Annotated in this window: 18 protein-coding genes; 12 read left to right on the top strand and 6 right to left on the bottom strand. The window is 68.4% G+C overall.

Annotated elements, in window-relative coordinates; all coding sequences use genetic code 11:
* Window positions 1-2: 2 nt before the first annotated feature.
* From AC3WMR_RS14920 to AC3WMR_RS14880, 9 genes are all read left to right on the top strand, one after another.
* Window positions 3-749 carry a hypothetical protein gene (locus tag AC3WMR_RS14920; RefSeq protein WP_492264415.1) on the top strand — a complete coding sequence of 249 codons (747 nt, stop codon included), beginning with the start codon at window positions 3-5 and terminating at the stop codon, window positions 747-749.
* An 85-nt stretch (window positions 750-834) separates the two neighbouring features.
* Window positions 835-1,764, top strand: coding sequence for an acyl-CoA desaturase (locus AC3WMR_RS14915; RefSeq protein ID WP_492281573.1), 930 nt, complete (start codon window positions 835-837; stop codon window positions 1,762-1,764).
* Window positions 1,765-1,766: 2 nt separating this feature from the next.
* Window positions 1,767-3,032, top strand: a complete 1,266-nt coding sequence (locus AC3WMR_RS14910) for an NAD(P)/FAD-dependent oxidoreductase (RefSeq protein ID WP_492264417.1) — start codon at window positions 1,767-1,769, stop codon at window positions 3,030-3,032.
* Window positions 3,029-3,805, top strand: a complete 777-nt coding sequence (locus tag AC3WMR_RS14905; RefSeq protein WP_492264418.1) for a DUF1365 domain-containing protein — start codon at window positions 3,029-3,031, stop codon at window positions 3,803-3,805. The genes AC3WMR_RS14910 and AC3WMR_RS14905 overlap by 4 nt, the downstream gene beginning before the upstream one ends.
* Entirely contained in the window at window positions 3,802-5,076 is a 1,275-nt protein-coding gene (locus tag AC3WMR_RS14900) for a class I SAM-dependent methyltransferase (protein ID WP_492264419.1), read from the top strand. Before AC3WMR_RS14905 ends, AC3WMR_RS14900 begins: the two co-directional genes overlap by 4 nt.
* Window positions 5,076-5,588, top strand: a complete 513-nt coding sequence (locus AC3WMR_RS14895) for a DUF2878 domain-containing protein (RefSeq protein WP_492264512.1) — start codon at window positions 5,076-5,078, stop codon at window positions 5,586-5,588. Before AC3WMR_RS14900 ends, AC3WMR_RS14895 begins: the two co-directional genes overlap by 1 nt.
* On the top strand, window positions 5,585-6,352 hold the full coding sequence (locus AC3WMR_RS14890) for a DUF1295 domain-containing protein (RefSeq protein ID WP_492264420.1): 768 nt from the start codon (window positions 5,585-5,587) through the stop codon (window positions 6,350-6,352). Before AC3WMR_RS14895 ends, AC3WMR_RS14890 begins: the two co-directional genes overlap by 4 nt.
* A gap of 11 nt (window positions 6,353-6,363) precedes the next feature.
* Window positions 6,364-7,446, top strand: coding sequence for an SAM-dependent methyltransferase (locus AC3WMR_RS14885; RefSeq protein WP_492264421.1), 1,083 nt, complete (start codon window positions 6,364-6,366; stop codon window positions 7,444-7,446).
* A 13-nt stretch (window positions 7,447-7,459) separates the two neighbouring features.
* On the top strand, window positions 7,460-7,972 hold the full coding sequence (locus tag AC3WMR_RS14880) for a lipocalin family protein (RefSeq protein ID WP_492264513.1): 513 nt from the start codon (window positions 7,460-7,462) through the stop codon (window positions 7,970-7,972).
* A 10-nt stretch (window positions 7,973-7,982) separates the two neighbouring features.
* Here AC3WMR_RS14880 and AC3WMR_RS14875 read toward each other — a convergent pair whose 3' ends face one another.
* Genes AC3WMR_RS14875 through AC3WMR_RS14855 form a run of 5 tightly spaced genes read right to left on the bottom strand, consistent with a single transcriptional unit; the run spans window position 7,983 to window position 12,430 of the window.
* A complete protein-coding gene (locus AC3WMR_RS14875; protein ID WP_492264422.1) occupies window positions 7,983-8,681 on the bottom strand; it encodes an ABC transporter ATP-binding protein in 699 nt (232 codons plus the stop codon).
* A complete protein-coding gene (locus AC3WMR_RS14870) occupies window positions 8,671-9,444 on the bottom strand; it encodes an ABC transporter ATP-binding protein (protein ID WP_492264423.1) in 774 nt (257 codons plus the stop codon). Before AC3WMR_RS14870 ends, AC3WMR_RS14875 begins: the two co-directional genes overlap by 11 nt.
* A complete protein-coding gene (locus AC3WMR_RS14865) occupies window positions 9,441-10,421 on the bottom strand; it encodes a branched-chain amino acid ABC transporter permease (RefSeq protein WP_492264424.1) in 981 nt (326 codons plus the stop codon). The genes AC3WMR_RS14870 and AC3WMR_RS14865 overlap by 4 nt, the downstream gene beginning before the upstream one ends.
* The gene (locus AC3WMR_RS14860; RefSeq protein ID WP_492264425.1) at window positions 10,405-11,280 is read right to left on the bottom strand and encodes a branched-chain amino acid ABC transporter permease; all 876 of its coding nucleotides are present in this window, start codon (window positions 11,278-11,280) and stop codon (window positions 10,405-10,407) included. The genes AC3WMR_RS14865 and AC3WMR_RS14860 overlap by 17 nt, the downstream gene beginning before the upstream one ends.
* 4 nt (window positions 11,281-11,284) lie before the next feature.
* Window positions 11,285-12,430 (bottom strand): ABC transporter substrate-binding protein, encoded by a 1,146-nt coding sequence (locus AC3WMR_RS14855; RefSeq protein WP_492264426.1) that lies wholly within the window; start codon window positions 12,428-12,430, stop codon window positions 11,285-11,287.
* Between the two features lie 185 nt (window positions 12,431-12,615).
* On the opposite strand from AC3WMR_RS14855, the gene AC3WMR_RS14850 reads away from it, so the two are divergent.
* The 3 genes from AC3WMR_RS14850 (at window position 12,616) to AC3WMR_RS14840 (ending at window position 16,300) form a co-directional block, all read left to right on the top strand.
* A complete protein-coding gene (locus AC3WMR_RS14850; protein WP_492264427.1) occupies window positions 12,616-13,953 on the top strand; it encodes an LLM class flavin-dependent oxidoreductase in 1,338 nt (445 codons plus the stop codon).
* Between the two features lie 32 nt (window positions 13,954-13,985).
* On the top strand, window positions 13,986-14,393 hold the full coding sequence (locus tag AC3WMR_RS14845) for an OsmC family protein (RefSeq protein ID WP_492264428.1): 408 nt from the start codon (window positions 13,986-13,988) through the stop codon (window positions 14,391-14,393).
* Window positions 14,394-14,563: 170 nt separating this feature from the next.
* Entirely contained in the window at window positions 14,564-16,300 is a 1,737-nt protein-coding gene (locus tag AC3WMR_RS14840) for a cytochrome c biogenesis protein DipZ (protein WP_492264429.1), read from the top strand.
* Here the strand turns inward: AC3WMR_RS14840 and AC3WMR_RS14835 are convergent.
* A complete protein-coding gene (locus tag AC3WMR_RS14835) occupies window positions 16,287-17,288 on the bottom strand; it encodes a hypothetical protein (protein WP_492264430.1) in 1,002 nt (333 codons plus the stop codon). The two genes, AC3WMR_RS14840 and AC3WMR_RS14835, sit on opposite strands and share 14 nt — an antisense overlap.
* Window positions 17,289-17,290: the final 2 nt, after the last annotated feature.

Genomic DNA, 17,290 nt, shown 5'->3' with positions numbered 1-17,290 from the left:
CCATGCGTTTGCTGCTTGTGCTGCTACTGCTTGCGGCGCCGTGGGCCGCCCAGGCGCAGAACGAACATTACGTCGGCATCGCCTACGCGCCGCACGGCGGTGCCGAACGCTATCGCGAAGAACACTGGGTGGTGCGCGACAACGCCCAACAAGAACGGCTGGTGCTGTACCGCTGCCCCGACGGCGCGGCCTTCGCACGCAAGTGGGTACGCGGCGCCCTGGATGACCCGGCCCCCGATTTTGCGCTGTTCGACCAGCGCGAGGGCTACCGCGAAGGCGCCAGCCTGCGCAACGGCGAGCGCTACGTCTACGTGCAAGCCCGTGCCGGCGCAGTCATGCAAAGCCAGAAGCTGCCGGCCGCGGCAGACCCGGTGATCGACGCCGGCTTCGACGCCTGGCTGCGCACGCATTGGGAAGCGCCCGCCGCCCCCTTGCAGTTCCTGCTGCCCAGCCGGCTGGCCTGGGTGCCGCTGGAAGTCCAGGCGCGCGATCTGCCCGACGCCCGGGAACGCACCTTCCGCCTGCGGCTGGACGCCTGGTATGGCTTTGCCGCGCCGCCCCTGCGCGTCACCTACGACCGCGACAGCCGCCGCCTGCGTCGCTTCGAAGGCGTGAGCAACCTGCGCGATGGCAATGGCGGCACGCAGACCGTGCGCATCGAGTTTCCGCCGGAGGCCATCCTGCCCCCGCCCACCAGACAGGACCTGGACGCCGCGTCGGCCACGCCGCTGACGGGCCGTTGTGACTAGCGCATGCCAGGCCAGGGTTTACCCCAATGCATCCGCTGCGCCGCCCCGCCCGTATATCCCGGCAAGGCTTGAACAGGACACGATGATGCGCCCCGAATTCACTGGCTGGACCGCTTCGATACGCCGCTGGGTAGACACCCAGGCCCAGGGCGTGCCCGCGGGCAACCCCGACCGCATCGACTGGGCGCGGGCCCTGCCCTTCGCGCTGCTGCACCTGGGATGCCTGGGCGCGCTGTGGACCGGCGTGTCGCCGGTGGCCCTGGCCGTCGCCGTGGCGCTGTACGCGGTGCGCATGTTCGCCCTGACCGGCTTCTACCATCGCTACTTCTCGCACCGCACGTTTCGCACGTCACGCGGCATGCAGCTGGTGTTTGCCATCCTGGGCGCCTCGTGCGCCCAGCGCGGGCCGCTATGGTGGGCGGCGCACCACCGCCACCACCACCGCCATGCCGATGACGAGCAGGACCTGCATTCGCCGGCCCGCCACGGCTTCTGGTGGAGCCACATGGGTTGGTTTCTGACGCCCCGCGCCTTCGCCACCGACCTGGCCCGCGTGCCGGACCTGCGCCGCTATCCCGAACTGCGCTGGCTGGACCGTTTCGACGCCGCCGTGCCCATCGCCCTGGCGCTGCTGTGCTACGGCCTGGGCGCACTGCTCGAACACGTGGCGCCCGGTCTGGGCACCACCGGGCCGCAGATGCTGGTGTGGGGGTTCGCCATCTCGACGGTGGCGCTGTTTCACGCCACGGTCACCATCAATTCACTGGCGCACCGCTACGGCAAGCGCCGCTACGACACGGCCGACGACAGCCGCAACAACGCCTGGCTGGCGCTGCTGACCTTCGGCGAAGGCTGGCACAACAACCACCACTTCTATCCCGGCTCGGCCCGCCAGGGATTCCGCGCCCGCGAAATCGACATCACCTGGTACGGGCTGCGCCTCTTGGCGGCCGCCGGCCTGATCTGGGACCTGAAAGCCGTGCCGGCCTGGGTGCTGGCGCGCGCCAAGGAATAATCATGCGCATCGCCATCATCGGTTCGGGCATCTCGGGGTTGGTCTGCGCCTGGAAGCTGGGCCGCGACCACGAAGTGACCTTGTACGAGGCCAACGACTACCTGGGCGGCCACACGCATACCCACACGGTCGAACAGGACGGCAAGACCTTCGCGGTGGACAGCGGCTTCATCGTGCATAACCCGATGAACTATCCGCACTTCACGGCCCTGCTGGACGAGCTGGGCGTGGCCTCGCAGCCCACCACCATGAGTTTCTCGGTGCACAAGGCCGACGGCGGCCTCGAATACAACGCGACCACGCTGGACACGCTGTTCTGCCAACGCCGCAATCTGCTGTCGCCGCGCTTTCTGGGCATGGTGCGCGACCTGATGCGCTTTTATCGCGAAGCGCCGGCACTGCTGGCCAGCCAGGCCCCCGGCCCCACGCTGGGCGACTACCTGGAACAGAACCGCTACGGCAACGCCTTTTGCAACGACCACCTGATCCCGATGGCGTCGGCGCTGTGGTCGGCGCCCGCGGCACGCATCCTGGACTTTCCGGCGCGATACCTGGTGCAGTTCATGGCCAACCACCAGATGCTGCAGGTCAGCCAGCGGCCCGAATGGCGCGTGGTGCAAGGCGGTTCCAGCCGGTATATCCACGCGCTGCGCGACCGCTGGAATGTGCAGGTGCGCCTGAACTGCCCGGTGCATGCGGTGACGCGCCAGGCCGGCGGCGTGGTGGTGACGTCCTGCGATGGCCAACCGCACTACGACGAAGTGATCTTCGCCTGCCACAGCGACCAGGCCCTGAAGCTGCTGGCGGACCCGACGCCGGCCGAACGCCAGGTGCTGGGCGCCATCCCCTATCAACACAACGACGTCGTGCTGCACACGGATGCCCGCCTGCTGCCGCGCCGCCGCAAGGCCTGGGCCGCCTGGAACGCCTATGTGCCGGCCGACCCGTCGGCGCCCTGCTCGGTCAGCTACTGCATGAACCTGCTGCAGGGCCTGTCGTCGCGCCTGCCGTTCATCGTGACGCTCAACCGCAGCGAGGCCATCGACCCCGCGCACGTGCTGGCCCGCATGCGGTATCACCATCCCGTCTACACCCTGGAATCGGTGGCCGCGCAGACGCGCCGCGACGAGATATCCGGCCCGCACCGCTGCTGGTACGCCGGCGCCTACTGGGGCTGGGGCTTCCATGAAGACGGCGTGGCCAGCGCGCTCGATGTCGTGCGCGGCATCCAGTCGCGCGCCGCGCCCCTGACCCTGGCGGCCGCATGAACTACCACAGCGCCGTCTATGAAGGCCGCGTGACGCACCAGCGCCACGTGCCGCATGCGCACGGTTTCAGCTACCGCATGGCGCAGCTGTACCTGGACCTGGACGAGATCGACCAGGTATTCAAGAACCGCTGGCTGTGGTCGGCCCGCCGGCCCAACCTGGCCGAGTGGCGGCGCAGCGATTACCTGGATGGCGCTGCGGGCCAGCCGCTGGCGCAAGCCGTGCGCGCCCGCCTGCGCGCCGCGCTGGCCGAAGCGCCCCCCGGCCCGATCCGGTTGCTGGCGCACCCGCGCTACGCCGGCTACGTCTTTAACCCGGTCAGTTTCTACTATTGCTTCGAGGCGGACGGCGTGACACTCGCCGCCATCGTCGCCGACATCACCAATACCCCCTGGAAGCAGCGCCACTGCATCGTGCTGCCGGCGGCCACCGCCGAACGCCACGGCCTGTCGCTGGCCTGGCAATTCGATAAGCGCTTCCATGTGTCGCCCTTCATGCCGATGGATTGCGCCTACGACTGGCGCTTCAGCCCCCCCGGCGACGACCTGCGCGTGCACATGCGCGTCAGCCGCCACGACCAGGTGCAGTTCGACGCCCACCTGGCATTGCAACGCCGCGAGCTGGACGGCGCGGCGCTGGCGCGGCTGCTGTGGCGCTTTCCGCTGATGACGCTGCAGGTGATCGGCGGCATCCATTGGCAGGCGCTGCGCCTGTGGCTCAAGCGCAACCCCATCCACGACCATCCCCGCACGCCCAACGGAGAACCGCAATGAAAGCCATGACGCCATCCGAACACGCCGCGGTCGCGGCAAGCCGCCCGGTCGGCGCGCTGGACCGCCTGCTGCGCAAACGCCTGTTCGCCAGCCTCGAGCAACTGGCCGGCGGCCGCCTGGCCATCGAAGACAGCCTGGGCGGCGCCACGCTGGGCCAGGGCTCGGCCGTGGTGCGCCTGACCATCCGCGACATGGCCTTCTACCGGCTGGTGGCCACGCAAGGCAGCGTGGGCGCCGGTGAAGCGTTTGGCGACGGCATGTGGACGTGCGATGACCTGGTCGGCCTGGTGCGCCTGCTGGTGCGCAACCGCGACACGCTGGACGGCATGGAATCGGGCCTGGCGCGGCTGGCCGGCTGGGCGCTCAAGCGCTGGCACGCCGCCAACCGCAATACCCCGGAAGGCAGCCGCCGCAACATCGCCGCGCACTACGACCTGGGCAACGACTTCTTCTCGCTGTTCCTGTCGCCCGACCTGATGTATTCGTCGGCGCTGTGGACCGACGCCGACGATACGCTGGAAGAGGCCTCGCAGCGCAAGCTGGACATCATCTGCCGCAAGCTCGACTTGCAGGCCGGCGACCGCGTGGTGGAAATCGGCAGCGGCTGGGGCGGCTTTGCCATCCATGCCGCGCGCCACCATGGCTGCCACGTCACCACCGCCACCATCTCGCGCGAGCAGCACGACCTGGCCACCGCCCGCGTGCGCGCCGCCGGCCTGCAGGACCGCGTCGACGTGGTGCTGCAAGACTATCGCGACCTGCAAGGCCAGTACGACAAGGTCGTGTCCATCGAGATGATCGAAGCCATCGGCGCGCAGTATCTGGAAACCTATTTCGGCAAGGTCGCCAGCCTGCTGGCGCCGCGGGGCCGCGCGCTGATCCAGGCCATCACCATCGAAGACCATCGTTACCAGCAGGCGCTGGGCTCGGTGGATTTCATCAAGCGCCACATCTTCCCGGGCAGCTTCATTCCGTCCATCGACGCCATGCTGCGCGCCAAGACCCGCGCCTGCGACCTGGCGCTGGTGCACCTGGAAGACTTCGGCCATTCCTATGCCCTGACCCTGCAGGCCTGGCGCGAACGCTTCCTGGCGCACCTGCCCGAAGTGCGGGCGCAGGGCTTTGACGCACGCTTTTGCCGCCTGTGGGAGTTCTACCTGGCCTATTGCGAAGGCGGCTTTCGCGAGCGTTCCATCGGCGTCTCGCACCTGCTGCTGACGCATCCTGCCGCGCGCAGCGCCGGTGAACGCTGGGTTCAAGGGGACGCGTGATGCGCTTCTGGGCCAACCTGCTCGGCTACCAGGCGGTCTGGTTCAGCGCCGTCATCGGCGCCGGCCGCGGCCTGGCCTGGCCGGGCGTGGTGGCGGCGCTGCTGTTCGTCGCGGCACAGCTGGTCTGGTCGCGCACCTGGCAGGCCGACGTGAAGCTGGCGCTGGCCGCGCTGCTGTGCGGCTGCCTGCTGGACGGCAGCCTGTCGGCGCTGGGCTGGTCGGTCTATGCCGCCAGCGACTGGCCTGCGCCGCTGTGGATCCTGGCGCTGTGGGCCGCCTTCGCCCTGACCTTGAACCATTCCCTGGCCTACCTGCGCCCGCGCCCCTGGCTGGCCTGCGCGTTCGGCGCCCTCGGCGGGCCCCTGGCCTACTGGGGCGCGGCGCGCGGCTGGCAGGCCGTGCAGTTCGACGCGCCCGCCTGGCGCGCCACGGCCGCACTGGCGCTGGGCTGGGGCCTGATCCTGCCCGCGCTGACCACCCGCGCCTGGCGCTGGACCAAGGAGGCCCCATGACTCCCTGGCACCAATGGCTGGTGATTGCCGCCGGCATGATCGTCGCGATGGCACTGGCCTGGCGCTGGCAGCGTCGCCATGCCAACGCCGGCATCGTCGACGTGGTCTGGGCGCTGGGCATGGGCGCCAGCGCCGTGCTCATCGCCGCCACCGGCACGGGCGCCGCCTTGCCCCGCGCGGGCCTGGCCGTCATGGCAGGTGCCTGGTCGCTGCGCCTGGCGTCGCATCTGTGGCGCCGCGTGCGGCAGGAAGAAGACGGACGCTATCGCGCCCTGCGCGAACGCTGGCACGGTCACCAGGGAAAATTCTTCGGCCTGTTCATGTTCCAGGCGGGTCTGGTGATGCTGTTCTGCCTGCCATTCCTGGCGGTGGGCGTCAGCCCGGCGCAGGGCGGCGCGGTGGCCCTGGGCATGGCGATCTGGCTGGCCGCGCTGACCGGCGAAGTCATCGCCGACCGGCAGCTGGACCGCTTTCGCGACGACCCCGCGCATCGCGGCCAAACCTGCCGCGCCGGCCTGTGGCGCTATTCGCGCCACCCTAACTATTTCTTTGAATGGTGCCATTGGTTCGGCTACGTGGCGTTGGCCTGGGGCTCGCCCCTGGCCGGCTTGGCGTGGCTGGGCCCGGTGCTGATGTTCGTGTTCCTGCGCTGGATCAGCGGCATCCCCTTCACCGAACAGCAGGCCCTGCGCACGCGCGGCGACGACTACCGCGACTACCAGCGCCGCACTTCGGCCTTCTTCCCGTGGTTTCCCAAATCCTGACGAGGCTCGCCATGACGACCGCCACCTTGCAAGACGCCCTGCTCGCCGCCGACCGCCCCGCTCCCGGCCTGCTGGGCCTGGCCGAACGCGGCCTGGTGCCCGATGCGCTGCTGCGCCTGGGCATCCGCCGCCTGTGCGCCCAGCGCCTGGCCGCCGAATATGCCGGCGGCATCGACGCCTGGACCGCGCGTGACCAGCAACTGATCGCACGCCTGCGCACGAGCCCCGTCGCCATCCACACCGATGCCGCCAACGCCCAGCACTACGAGCTGCCCACCGCCTTCTTCCAGCTGTGCCTGGGCGCCCGCATGAAATATTCCGGCTGCTACTACCCCACCGGCGCCGAAACGCTGGATGAGGCCGAAGCCGCCATGCTGCGCCTGTACGGCGAACGCGCCGAAATCGCCGATGGCCAGGACATCCTGGAACTGGGCTGCGGCTGGGGCTCGCTGACGCTGTGGATGGCCGAGCACTACCCCAACGCCCGTATCACCGCCGTGTCGAACTCGGCCACCCAGCGCCAGCACATCGAAGCGCGCTGCCGCGAACGCGGCTGGCAGCACGTGCGCGTCATCACTTGCGACGTCAACGTGCTGGCGCTGCCCGCCAATGCCTACGACCGTTGCGTGTCGGTGGAAATGTTCGAGCACATGCGCAACTACCAGGACCTGATGGCCCGCATCGGACAATGGCTGCGGCCCGGCGGCAAACTGTTCGTGCACATCTTTGCCCACCGCGAACGCGCGTACCCGTTCGAGACCGAAGGCGCCGACAACTGGATGGGCCGGCATTTCTTCACCGGCGGCATCATGCCCGCCGCCGACACGCTACTGCACTTCCAGCGCGACCTGCAACTGGAAGAAAAATGGTTCGTGGACGGCACCCACTATGAACGCACGGCCAACCATTGGCTGGCCAACCAGGATGCCCAGGCCGCCACCGCCCGCGCCGTGCTGAGCCAGGCCTACGGCCCGCGCCTGGCCGACCTGTGGCACCAGCGCTGGCGCATGTTCTGGATGTCCTGCGCCGAGCTGTTCGGCTACGAGGCCGGCCAGCAATGGGGCGTGGGTCACTACCGGTTCACACGCCCTTGAGGAGACGACCATGATGCGCGCCTTGTCCGCCGCCCTGGCAGCCATCCTGACCGGCTGCGCCGCGCCGCCGCCCATGCCGCCGGTCAGCCACGTGGACCTGGACCGCTTCATGGGCGATTGGTACGTCATCGCCCATATCCCCAGCTGGCCCGAACGCCACGCCTACGACGCCATGGAAAGCTACCGCCGCTTGCCCGACGGCCGCATCCAGACCGACTTTCGCTACCGCAAAGGCAGCTTAGCGGCCGACGTCAGCACGATGCACCCCGTGGCCACCGTCCGGCCGGATACCGGCAACGCGGTGTGGGGCATGCAGTTCATCTGGCCGATCCAGGCGGAATACGTCATTGCCTACCTGGACGATGCCTACCAGACCACCATCATCGGCCGCTCCAAGCGCGACTATGTGTGGATCATGGCGCGCGTGCCGTGCCTGAGCGACGAGACCTACGCGGCGCTGGCCGCCAAGGTCACCGAACTGGGCTACACGGAAAGCTTGCGCAAGGTGCCGCAGCGCTGCGGCTGAGCGGCCGGAATCAGAGGCCCAGGTAGGCCTGCTGCACCGAAGGGTCGTCGGCCAGCGCGCGGGCGCTGCCGGCCAGCACGATGCGGCCTTCGCGCAGCACATAGCCGGTCTGCGCCACCCGCAGCGCCATGGCGGCGTTCTGCTCGGCCAGCAGTACCGACGTGCCCGCCGCCACCAGTTGCCCGATGACCTCGAAGATTTCCGCGACCACTTTGGGCGCAAGTCCCAGCGACGGCTCGTCCAGCAGCAACAGGCGCGGCGAACTCATCAACGCGCGGCCGATCGCCAGCATCTGCTGTTCGCCCCCGGACAGCGTGCCGCCCAGTTGCCGCAAACGGCTTGCCAACTTGGGAAACACCGCCAGCACGCGCTCCAGTTCACGCGCACCGTCGCGCCGGGCATAGCCGCCCATCAGCAGGTTTTCCCGCACGGTCAGCGGCGCGAAGATCTGCCGACCCTCGGGCACCAACGCCAGGCCCACCCGCACGATCCTGTCGGCGCGCAACCGCGCCAGGTCCGTACCGTCATACAGGAGGGATCCGCCCACGGGCCGCAGCAAGCCGGCGATGGCGCGCATCAGGGTCGACTTGCCGGCGCCGTTGCTCCCGATCAGGGCCACGGCCGAGCCGCTCGCCACGTCCAGGTCCAACCCGTGCAGGATGCGCACGGCGCCGATGTCGGCCGTCAGGCCACGCACTTCAAGCGGCATCGGCCGGCACCCCCAGATAGGCTTCGATCACGGCGGGGTCCTGGCGTACCTGCGCTGGCGCGCCTTCGCTGATGCGGCGGCCGTTGTTCAGCACCACCACCCGGTGTGACAGGGCCATGACCACGCGCACGTTGTGCTCGACCAGCAGCACCGCCACGCCAGCCTGATTCAAGCCCCGAATCGCTTCGACGACGCGAGCCACGGCGTCAGCCGGCAGACCCGCCATGGGTTCGTCCAGCAAGAGCAGCAGCGGCTCTGACGCCATTGCCCGCGCAATCTCCATCAGCTTGGCATCGCCATAGCTCAGGCTGCCCGCACGCTGCCCGGCGCGCGGCGCCAGTCCCATGCGGGCCAGGTTGGCCATGCCGATGTCGATATCGGCCTCGCGTTCGCGCCGCACCGCCGGCGTGCCCAATATCCCCTGCAGGAAGCCGCTGCGCGTGCGGGCATGACGCCCGACCAGCACGTTTTCCAGCACGGTCAGTTCGGGAAATATCTGCAGGTTCTGGAAGGTTCGCGCCATGCCGCGCGTCACGCGCAGATGTGAAGGCAGCGGATCGATGCGCTCGCCATTCAAGGTGATGGTGCCGGCATCGGCCCGCGCCACGCCGGTCAGGACGTTGAACAGCGTGGACTTGCCGGCGCCGTTGGGGCCGATCACCGAATGGATCTCGCCAGGCTGGACCGTCAAGGCCACGTCGTCCAGCGCCTGCAATCCGCCGAATGCCAGGCTGATGCCCTGCGCTTGCAACAGGGCCGTCATGGCGCGTCCCCGCGCCGCTTGCGCAAGCCTTCCAGCGCACCCGCCAGGCCGGCTGGCAGATAGCCCACCACCAGGATCATGGCCACGCCGAACACCAGCAGTTCGGCATCGTGGATGCTGCGCATCAGCTCGGGCAGCGCGGTGTAAAGCAAGGCGCCCAGAAATCCGCCCCAGTACCGGCCCAACCCGCCGATGGCGGCCATGACCAGCAGCAGCACCGAATTGAAGAATGAAAACGTCTCGGGCGACGCGTAGTTGTTCTGGTGCACGTAGAGCGACCCCGCCACGCCGGCCAGCGCCGCGCTCAGCGCAAACACGGTCAGCTTGTAGCGCAGCACCGGCACGCCCATGCAGGCTGCCGCGATATCGCTGGCAGCCAGCGCCCGCAGGCCCCGCCCGGCTCGGGCCTGCGCCAGGTTGCGCAATCCCAGCATCGCCAGGCCGGCCACCGTCCAGGCCAGGAAGAAGAATGCCGCCGGCGCGCCCAGGTCCAGCGACCCCACTGCAAAAGACGGCACGCCGATCAGGCCGTTGGGCCCGCCGGTCAGGCCGACCAGCCCCACGAACAGCACCGACAGGATGGCGTTCAAGCCCAGGGTTGCCATGGCCAGGTAATGGCCGCGCAGCCGCAAGGTGGGCACCCCAACGACCCCGGCGACGGCGGCGCACAGCAGCGGCGCCGCCAGCAGGCCGGCCCATGGACTCCAGCCCAACTGGGTCGCCAGGATACCGCTGGCATAGGCGCCCAGGCCGAAGAAGCCCGCGTGCGCCAGCGAAATCTGGCCGGCATAGCCCACCAGCAGGTTCAGGCTCAGCACCAGCAGCAGGTTGATGAAGAAGCTGCCGCCCAGGCTGACCAGATAGTCATTGGGCGCCAGCCACGGCCAGACAGCCAGCGCCAGCCAGGTCAGCCCCAGCACGCGCAGGCTGGCGCCCGCCGCCCGCGCGTCCAAGCGCGCATCAGACCTTGACGACATCGGGACGCCCCAACAGCCCCTGCGGGCGCACGGTCAGAATCAGAAGCAGCACCAGGAAGGCCGCGCCATCCTTGAACTGTGTGGTCAGGTAACCACCGATCGTGGTTTCCAGCACGCCCAGCAGCAAACCGCCCAGCAGCGCGCCGTACAGATTGCCCAGCCCGCCCAGCATGGCTGCGCTGAAAGCCTTGAAGCCCAGCATGGCGCCACTGTCGTAAGACATCAATGTCATCGGCGTGATGATGGCGCCGGCCAGTCCGCCATACAGCGCGGCCAGCGCGAACGATGCCGCGATGGCGCCACGATGGCTGATGCCGACCAGGGCAGCGGCGTCGGGGTTGGCGCAGGCCGCGCGCAGGGCCGTACCGTAGCGGGTATGCGCGAAGAAGAGATGGGTCAGCAGCATCAGCACCAGCGTGATCGCCAGGATCCACACGGTCTGCGCCTCCACATGCGCGCCCAGCACATCCAGCTTGCGGTCGCCGGAAAGGCCCGGGTAGCCCTGCGGGTTCTTGCCCAGGGTCAGCATCACCAGGCTCTTGCTGGCGATGGCCAGCCCCACCGATACCAAAGTCAGGGTCAGCGGCGTCGGGTTGCGCAGCGGCCGGATCACGATGCGGTCAGACAGCCAGCCCACCAGGGAAACCGCGGCAGTGGCCAACAGGCAGGCCTGCCACACCGGCAGGTCAGCAGCAGCTACGGCGGCGAACAGGCCGCCCATCATCACCCATTCGCCCTGGGCGAAATTCAGCGCGCCGGTGCTTTTGAAGATGATGTTGAAGCCCACCGCGACCAGCGCGTAGATGCCCCCTGTGCCCAGCCCTGCCAGCAGCAGCTGGATCAATTGCGCGTCGGGCATGGCGTCAGCGGTAGTCGGCCAGGTGAAAGCGCCCGTCTTTCCAGTTGATCAGCACGATGTCGCTCTTGGCCAGACCCGAATGGCTGTCGGCCGAGAAATTGAACACACCGCCCACGCCGGGGTATTGCTGCGTGGCTTCCAGGGCGCCGCGTACCTTGGATTTTTCCGGCCCTTGCGCCAATGCGCGCGCGGCCAGGTTGATGGCGTCGTAGGTCTGCGCCACGAACTGGTTCGGCGCACGCTTGAACCTGGCCTGGAATTTTTCCGTCAACGCCGCGATGCGGGCCTTGAGCGGATCGTCGTCCGGCAGGTCGGCGCCCACGGGGAATTTCACCGACACCAGCAGGACGTTGTCGGCATCGGCGCCCGCCAGTTCCATGTAGCGCTGCGACACGAAGCCGTAGCTGTGTATCAATTTGCGGTCGGCCAGGCCCAGTTGCTTGGCCTGGCGCATAAAGATGACACCGGCCGGCGTCACCGTCCAGCACAAAATGGCCTGCGTGTCGCTGGCGCGAATGCGCGTGAGCTGCGGCGTCAGGTCGGTGTCCGACGGCGCGAACGCCTCGTAGCTCACTTGCAGGTCATGGCCCGGGGCAAAGGCGCGCAACGCGTCGGCGGCGGCCTGGCCGAAGCCGCTGGTGTCGTGCAGCAGGGTAATGCGGGTGATGCCGTTCTTCTTGAAGTAGTCGGCCAGGCGCGCGAACACCTGGCTGTCGTCCACCGTGCTCTTGAAGACCCACTCGCGCTCCTTGGCGGGGCTGGCGATGGTGGCGGCGCCTTCGGTGGAAATGAACGGCGTGCGCGCCTGCTGAGCCAGCGGCACCATGGCCTGCGCGATGCCGCTCATGTTGCCGCCGCCCACCAGGATGTCGACCTTGTCCTGCGACAGCAGGCGGCGCGTCGCGGCCAGGGCCTTGGCGGTCTGGCTTTCGGCGTCGTAGAAGACCCAGTCGATCTTCTTGCCGTTGATGCCGCCTGCCGCGTTGATCTCGTCGATGGCGATCTGCATGCCATCTTTCATGTCTTCGCCCAGGAAGGCGGCGGGTCCGGTGGTGGAAAGAATGGTGCCCAGCTTGATGCTGTCGGCGTGGGCGCTAGCCGCGCACAGAACCAGGCTGGCGGCAAGCGCACGGCGCAAAGATTTGAACATGAAGGGGCAACCAGGCAAAGAAAACACGGCGCTGCGCTTGCAACGCGAAAGGCGCCAGTGTCGCGCCTGGCGCACGCCGACGCAAAGACTGCTGCGTTATTCGCTAATAGCCGGAAGACATGTTTTTCATCCCTATAATTTTCAGCGCAGTTCCTCTTCCTGTCTCTACGCGCACACGCCGCCCCATGTCCCACTATCAATCCCAAGGCCAGATGCACCTGGCCGCCTTCGTGCAGGCCGGCCCCGTGTCGGGCAACCATGGGGGCTGGCGTCATCCCGATGCCGACACCGACATTCTTTCGCCGCGCTACTACGCCAAGCTGGGCCGCCTGCTGGAAGCCGGCAAGTTCGACCTGCTGTTCCTGGCCGACATCCTGGCGGTGCCGCAGCGTTTTGAAGACAGCCTGGACAGCCAGCTGCGCTACGGCGCGCTGGGCGCCTTGCGGCTGGAACCGCAGATCGTGCTGGCGACCGTGGCTGCGGCCACGGAACGGCTCGGCCTGGCCAGCACCATTTCCACCTCGTACTTCGAACCCTTTGCCGTGGCGCGATCCCTGGCCACGCTGGACCACCTGAGCGCGGGTCGCGCCGCCTGGAATATCGTCACGTCGTTCCAGCAGGCCGAAGCCGCCAACTTCGGCCGCAGCGAACAGCTGTCGCGCGAAGAACGCTATGACCGCGCCGACGAATTCGTCGACATCGCCTGCCAGCTGTGGGACAGCTGGCAGGATGGCGCGGTGGTGCGCGACAAGGCGGCGCCGCTGTTTGCCGACCCGGCCAAGGTGCGCGCGATCCACCACGAAGGCGCCTATTTCCGCGTGCAGGGCCCGCTCAACGTCAGCCGCCCGCCGCAAGGCCGGCCGGTTTTCATCCAGGCCGGCGCATCGGGCCGCGGCCGCGACTTCGCCGCCAAATGGGCCGACGTGATCTTCGTCAACCATTCATCGCTGGAATCCGCGCAGGCGTTCTACCAAGAGATGAAGGCGCGTGCCGTGTCGCACGGACGCGACCCCGGCCATCTGAAGATCCTGCCGGGCATCGTGCCGATCGTGGGCGCGACCGCCGCCGCAGCGCAAGCCACCGACGACCTGCTCAATCAACTGTCCACGCCGCAAGCCGGCCTGTCGACGCTGTCGTACCACCTGGACATCGACCTGTCGCAATTTCCGCAAGACGAGATCCTGCCCGACATGGAAGTCCCCGGCGTTCAGGGCCACTACAAGGAAGTCGCTGAACTCACGCGCAAGCAGGGTCTGAGCCTGTCGCAGCTGGGTCACCGCTATGGCGTGGGCACCCTGCGCGACTTCATCGGCGATGCCGCCACGGTCGTCGACCGCATGGAGCAATGGTTCCGCGCCGACGCCTGCGACGGCTTCATGGTCCAGGCACCCTACGTGCCCGGCAGTCTCGAAGACTTCGTAGGGCTGGCCGTGCCCGAACTGCAGCGCCGCGGCTTGTTCCGCACCGACTACGAAGGTGAAACGCTGCGCGACCACCTGCGCCTGCCGCGTCCCGCCGCCTGACCCCTCCCGCTTCTTGCTCCCAAGGCCACGCCATGCCTCACGTATCCAGCACCACCATCGGCCAGGCCGGCCGCTATCTGCTTTCCGCGCGCGACCAGCACCTGGTCGCCGACGCCACCGCCTCGCGCGGCGGACCTGGCCAGGCCTGGCTGGCCGGCGAACTGCTGCTGGCGGCGCTGGCCACCTGCGCGCACGCCGTGATCGAGTCGCATGCCAAGGAACAAGGCTGGCCCCTGGCGGGCGTGACGGTCACCGGCGCCTCGGAAACCGAGGGCGCCGAACCGGGACACTATGCGGGCATCGACCTGACCTTCACCCTGACGGGCGTGAGCCAGGCCCGGGCCGACGCGCTGGTCGGCGAATACCTGCGCATCTGCCCCATCTATGGCTCGGTCTCGCGCGGCGCGCCGGTACACGTGCGCATCGTCGCGCAGCCGTAATCCAGACCCCCGTCCGGCAGGCGGCGAGCCGCCGCAATCTTCACGAAAATTTTAGATTTGCGTGAAAGTCCCGGTACGGCTGCGATCTTATGCTGTGGCAAACGCGGCGGCATCCTGATGGATGCCGGCGTCCCGCAAGCCATAACCTTCGATCACAAGCCGGACCGACCATGCTGCTGTTTCTCCTTGCCTACCTGGGCGGCGTGCTGACCATCCTCAGCCCCTGCATCCTTCCCGTACTGCCCTTCGTTTTCTCGCGCGCCGGCCAATCCTTCGTGCGCAGCGGGCTGCCGCTGCTGGCGGGCATGGCCGTCACCTTCGCCCTGGTGGCCTCGCTGGCGGCCGTGGGCGGTGGCTGGGTCGTGGCCGCCAACCAATATGGCCGCTGGCTGGCCCTGGCGCTGGTCGTCATCTTCGGGCTGACGCTGCTGTTTCCGCGCCTGGCCGAACGGCTGACGCATCCCCTGGTCAATGCCGGCAACCGCCTGACCAGCGCGGCGGGCAACGAGACCGAACCCCACCCCAGGACCTCGTTCCTGCTGGGCATCGCCACCGGCCTGCTGTGGGCGCCCTGCGCCGGGCCGATCCTGGGGCTGGTGCTGACCGGCGCCGCCCTGCAAGGCGCCAGCCTCAGCACAAGCTTGCTGCTCTTGGCCTACGCGCTGGGTGCCGCCACGTCGCTGGCCTGCGCGCTCTTGCTGGGCGGCAGAGTCTTCGCCGCCATGAAGCGTTCGCTGGGCGCGGGTGAATGGATCCGGCGCGGCCTGGGCGTATTGATGCTGGCCGGCGCCGCGGCCATTGCACTGGGCTGGGACACCGGCGTGCTGACGCAGCTGTCAACCGCGTCCACGGGCAATCTCGAACAGGCCCTGATCGGCCGCCTGGGCGCCGCCCCCGATTCGGCTGCGCCCCGCACCACGGCAAGCACCGGCGATACGCTGCCCGTCGAAGGCACCCTGCCGCCGCTGGAAGGCGCGGTGCAGTGGTTGAACTCGCCGCCCTTGTCGGCCGAGCAACTGCGCGGCAAGGTCGTGCTGGTCGACTTCTGGACATACTCGTGCATCAACTGCCTGCGCGCGCTGCCCTACGTCGAAGCCTGGGCGCAGAAGTACCGCGACCAGGGCCTGGTGGTCATCGGCGTGCACGCCCCCGAATTCGCCTTCGAACGCGACATCGGCAACGTCACGCGCGCTACCAGGCAGCTGGGCGTGACCTACCCCGTCGCCATCGACAACAACTACGCCATCTGGAAGGCCTTCGGCAACCAATACTGGCCGGCGCACTACTTCATCGACGCGCAAGGGCGCATCCGCTATCACCACTTCGGTGAAGGCGAATACGACCAATCCGAACGCGTGATCCAGCAGCTGCTGCGCGAAGCCGGCGCCTCCAACGTGGATGCGGGCCTGGCGACCGTGCAGGCGCAAGGCATCCAGGCGTCGGCCGATTCGGCCGAGGTCCGTTCACCGGAAACCTACCTGGGCTACGACCGCGCCGAAGGTTTCGCAACCCGCGACAAGTTCGTCGCCGACACGCCGGTCGCCTACACCGCGCCGGCCGAGCTGGCCCTGAACCACTGGGCGCTCGACGGCGCCTGGCGCATCGGCGCCGAACGCTCGACGCTGGCCCAAGGCAGCGGCCGCCTCGTCTACCGCTTCCACGCCCGCGACCTGCACCTGGTGCTGGGCCCCGACGCCGACGGCAAGCCGGTACGCTTCAAGATCACCATCGACGGCAAGCCGCCCGGCAACGACCACGGCATGGATGTCGCCGCCGACGGCACCGGCACCGTGACCGAGCAGCGCCTGTACCAGCTGGTCCGCCAGCAGGACGCGTCGGCCGACCACACATTCGCCATTGAATTCCTGGCCCCGGGAGTGTCGGCGTATGCGTTTACGTTTGGTTGATGGCCGGCCCCGCTTCGTCTTCCACCCGAAAAAACAACGGATGCAGGCCGGCCTTGCCCATGTCCAGGAATTCGAACGCCACGCGCTGCCCGGGCGGCACCGGGTCGCCGCCGTACGAAGTCTCGTACAGCACGCCACCAATCCGGTAGTTGTGCACGATGAGCGGCGTGGACGTGCCATGCCGCAGGCGGTAGACCAGGCTCTCCTCGACGACGCCGCGCACGCCATGCTTGTAGACGGCCCGCTTGAGCCGGGGGCTGGGCATCCCCAGAATCAGCCCCAAGATAAAAAGAACAGGCACGGCCAGGATCAGGGGACCGACGAACACGCTCGCGCCCAGCATGGCCAGGGCGGCCCAGTTGAACAGCTTGCGCAGCAACAGCTCTTCCTGCCGCACTTCCTGGCGGTCGGCGTCGCTCACGGCCTCGATGGCGAGGGTGGCCGCCGCGCTGCACGGATACTCCGCCCGCAACAGCAGCGGCGGGCGTTCCGGCAGCAACGTCAGCAGATGCAGGCGCACCGGCACGCCGATCAACCCGGCCGCGAAGGCGGGCCGGGCGCCGCGGCCCGTGTCGGCCACGACATCGTTCCATCGCGGCACGGCGACGTCCACGCGTTCGGCGCCGAAACCGTAGCTGACGCCTGGGCGCTCGGCAACGCCGAATGAAGTCACCACCCCCGACACAATCTGCTTGGTCACGTGCCCCCGCAACGCCAGCTTGACGCGCCGCCAGGACCGCGGCAGCCGCAGCAGGTAACGCGCACAGGACACCAGCAGCGCGAGGGTCGCCATCAGCATGCCCGCCAGCACCTCGCCTGCCTGTCGGCGGATGCCGCTGTCGAGCAGACCCATGACGCAGGCGATGACCAGCGCGAACAGCAGTCCGAGCATCAGGACATTCATCCCTGCCGCCAGCCCCTTGAAGCGGCCGGCCAATCGCAGCAGCCGCTTGTCTTCCTCGTCAAGCGGCGCGTTCTCGGTATGCACGG

This window comes from Achromobacter sp. FW305-C-28 (assembly GCF_058783235.1).
Note: the sequence above shows the minus strand (reverse complement) of the source record. Positions and strands in the feature narration are given on the sequence as shown.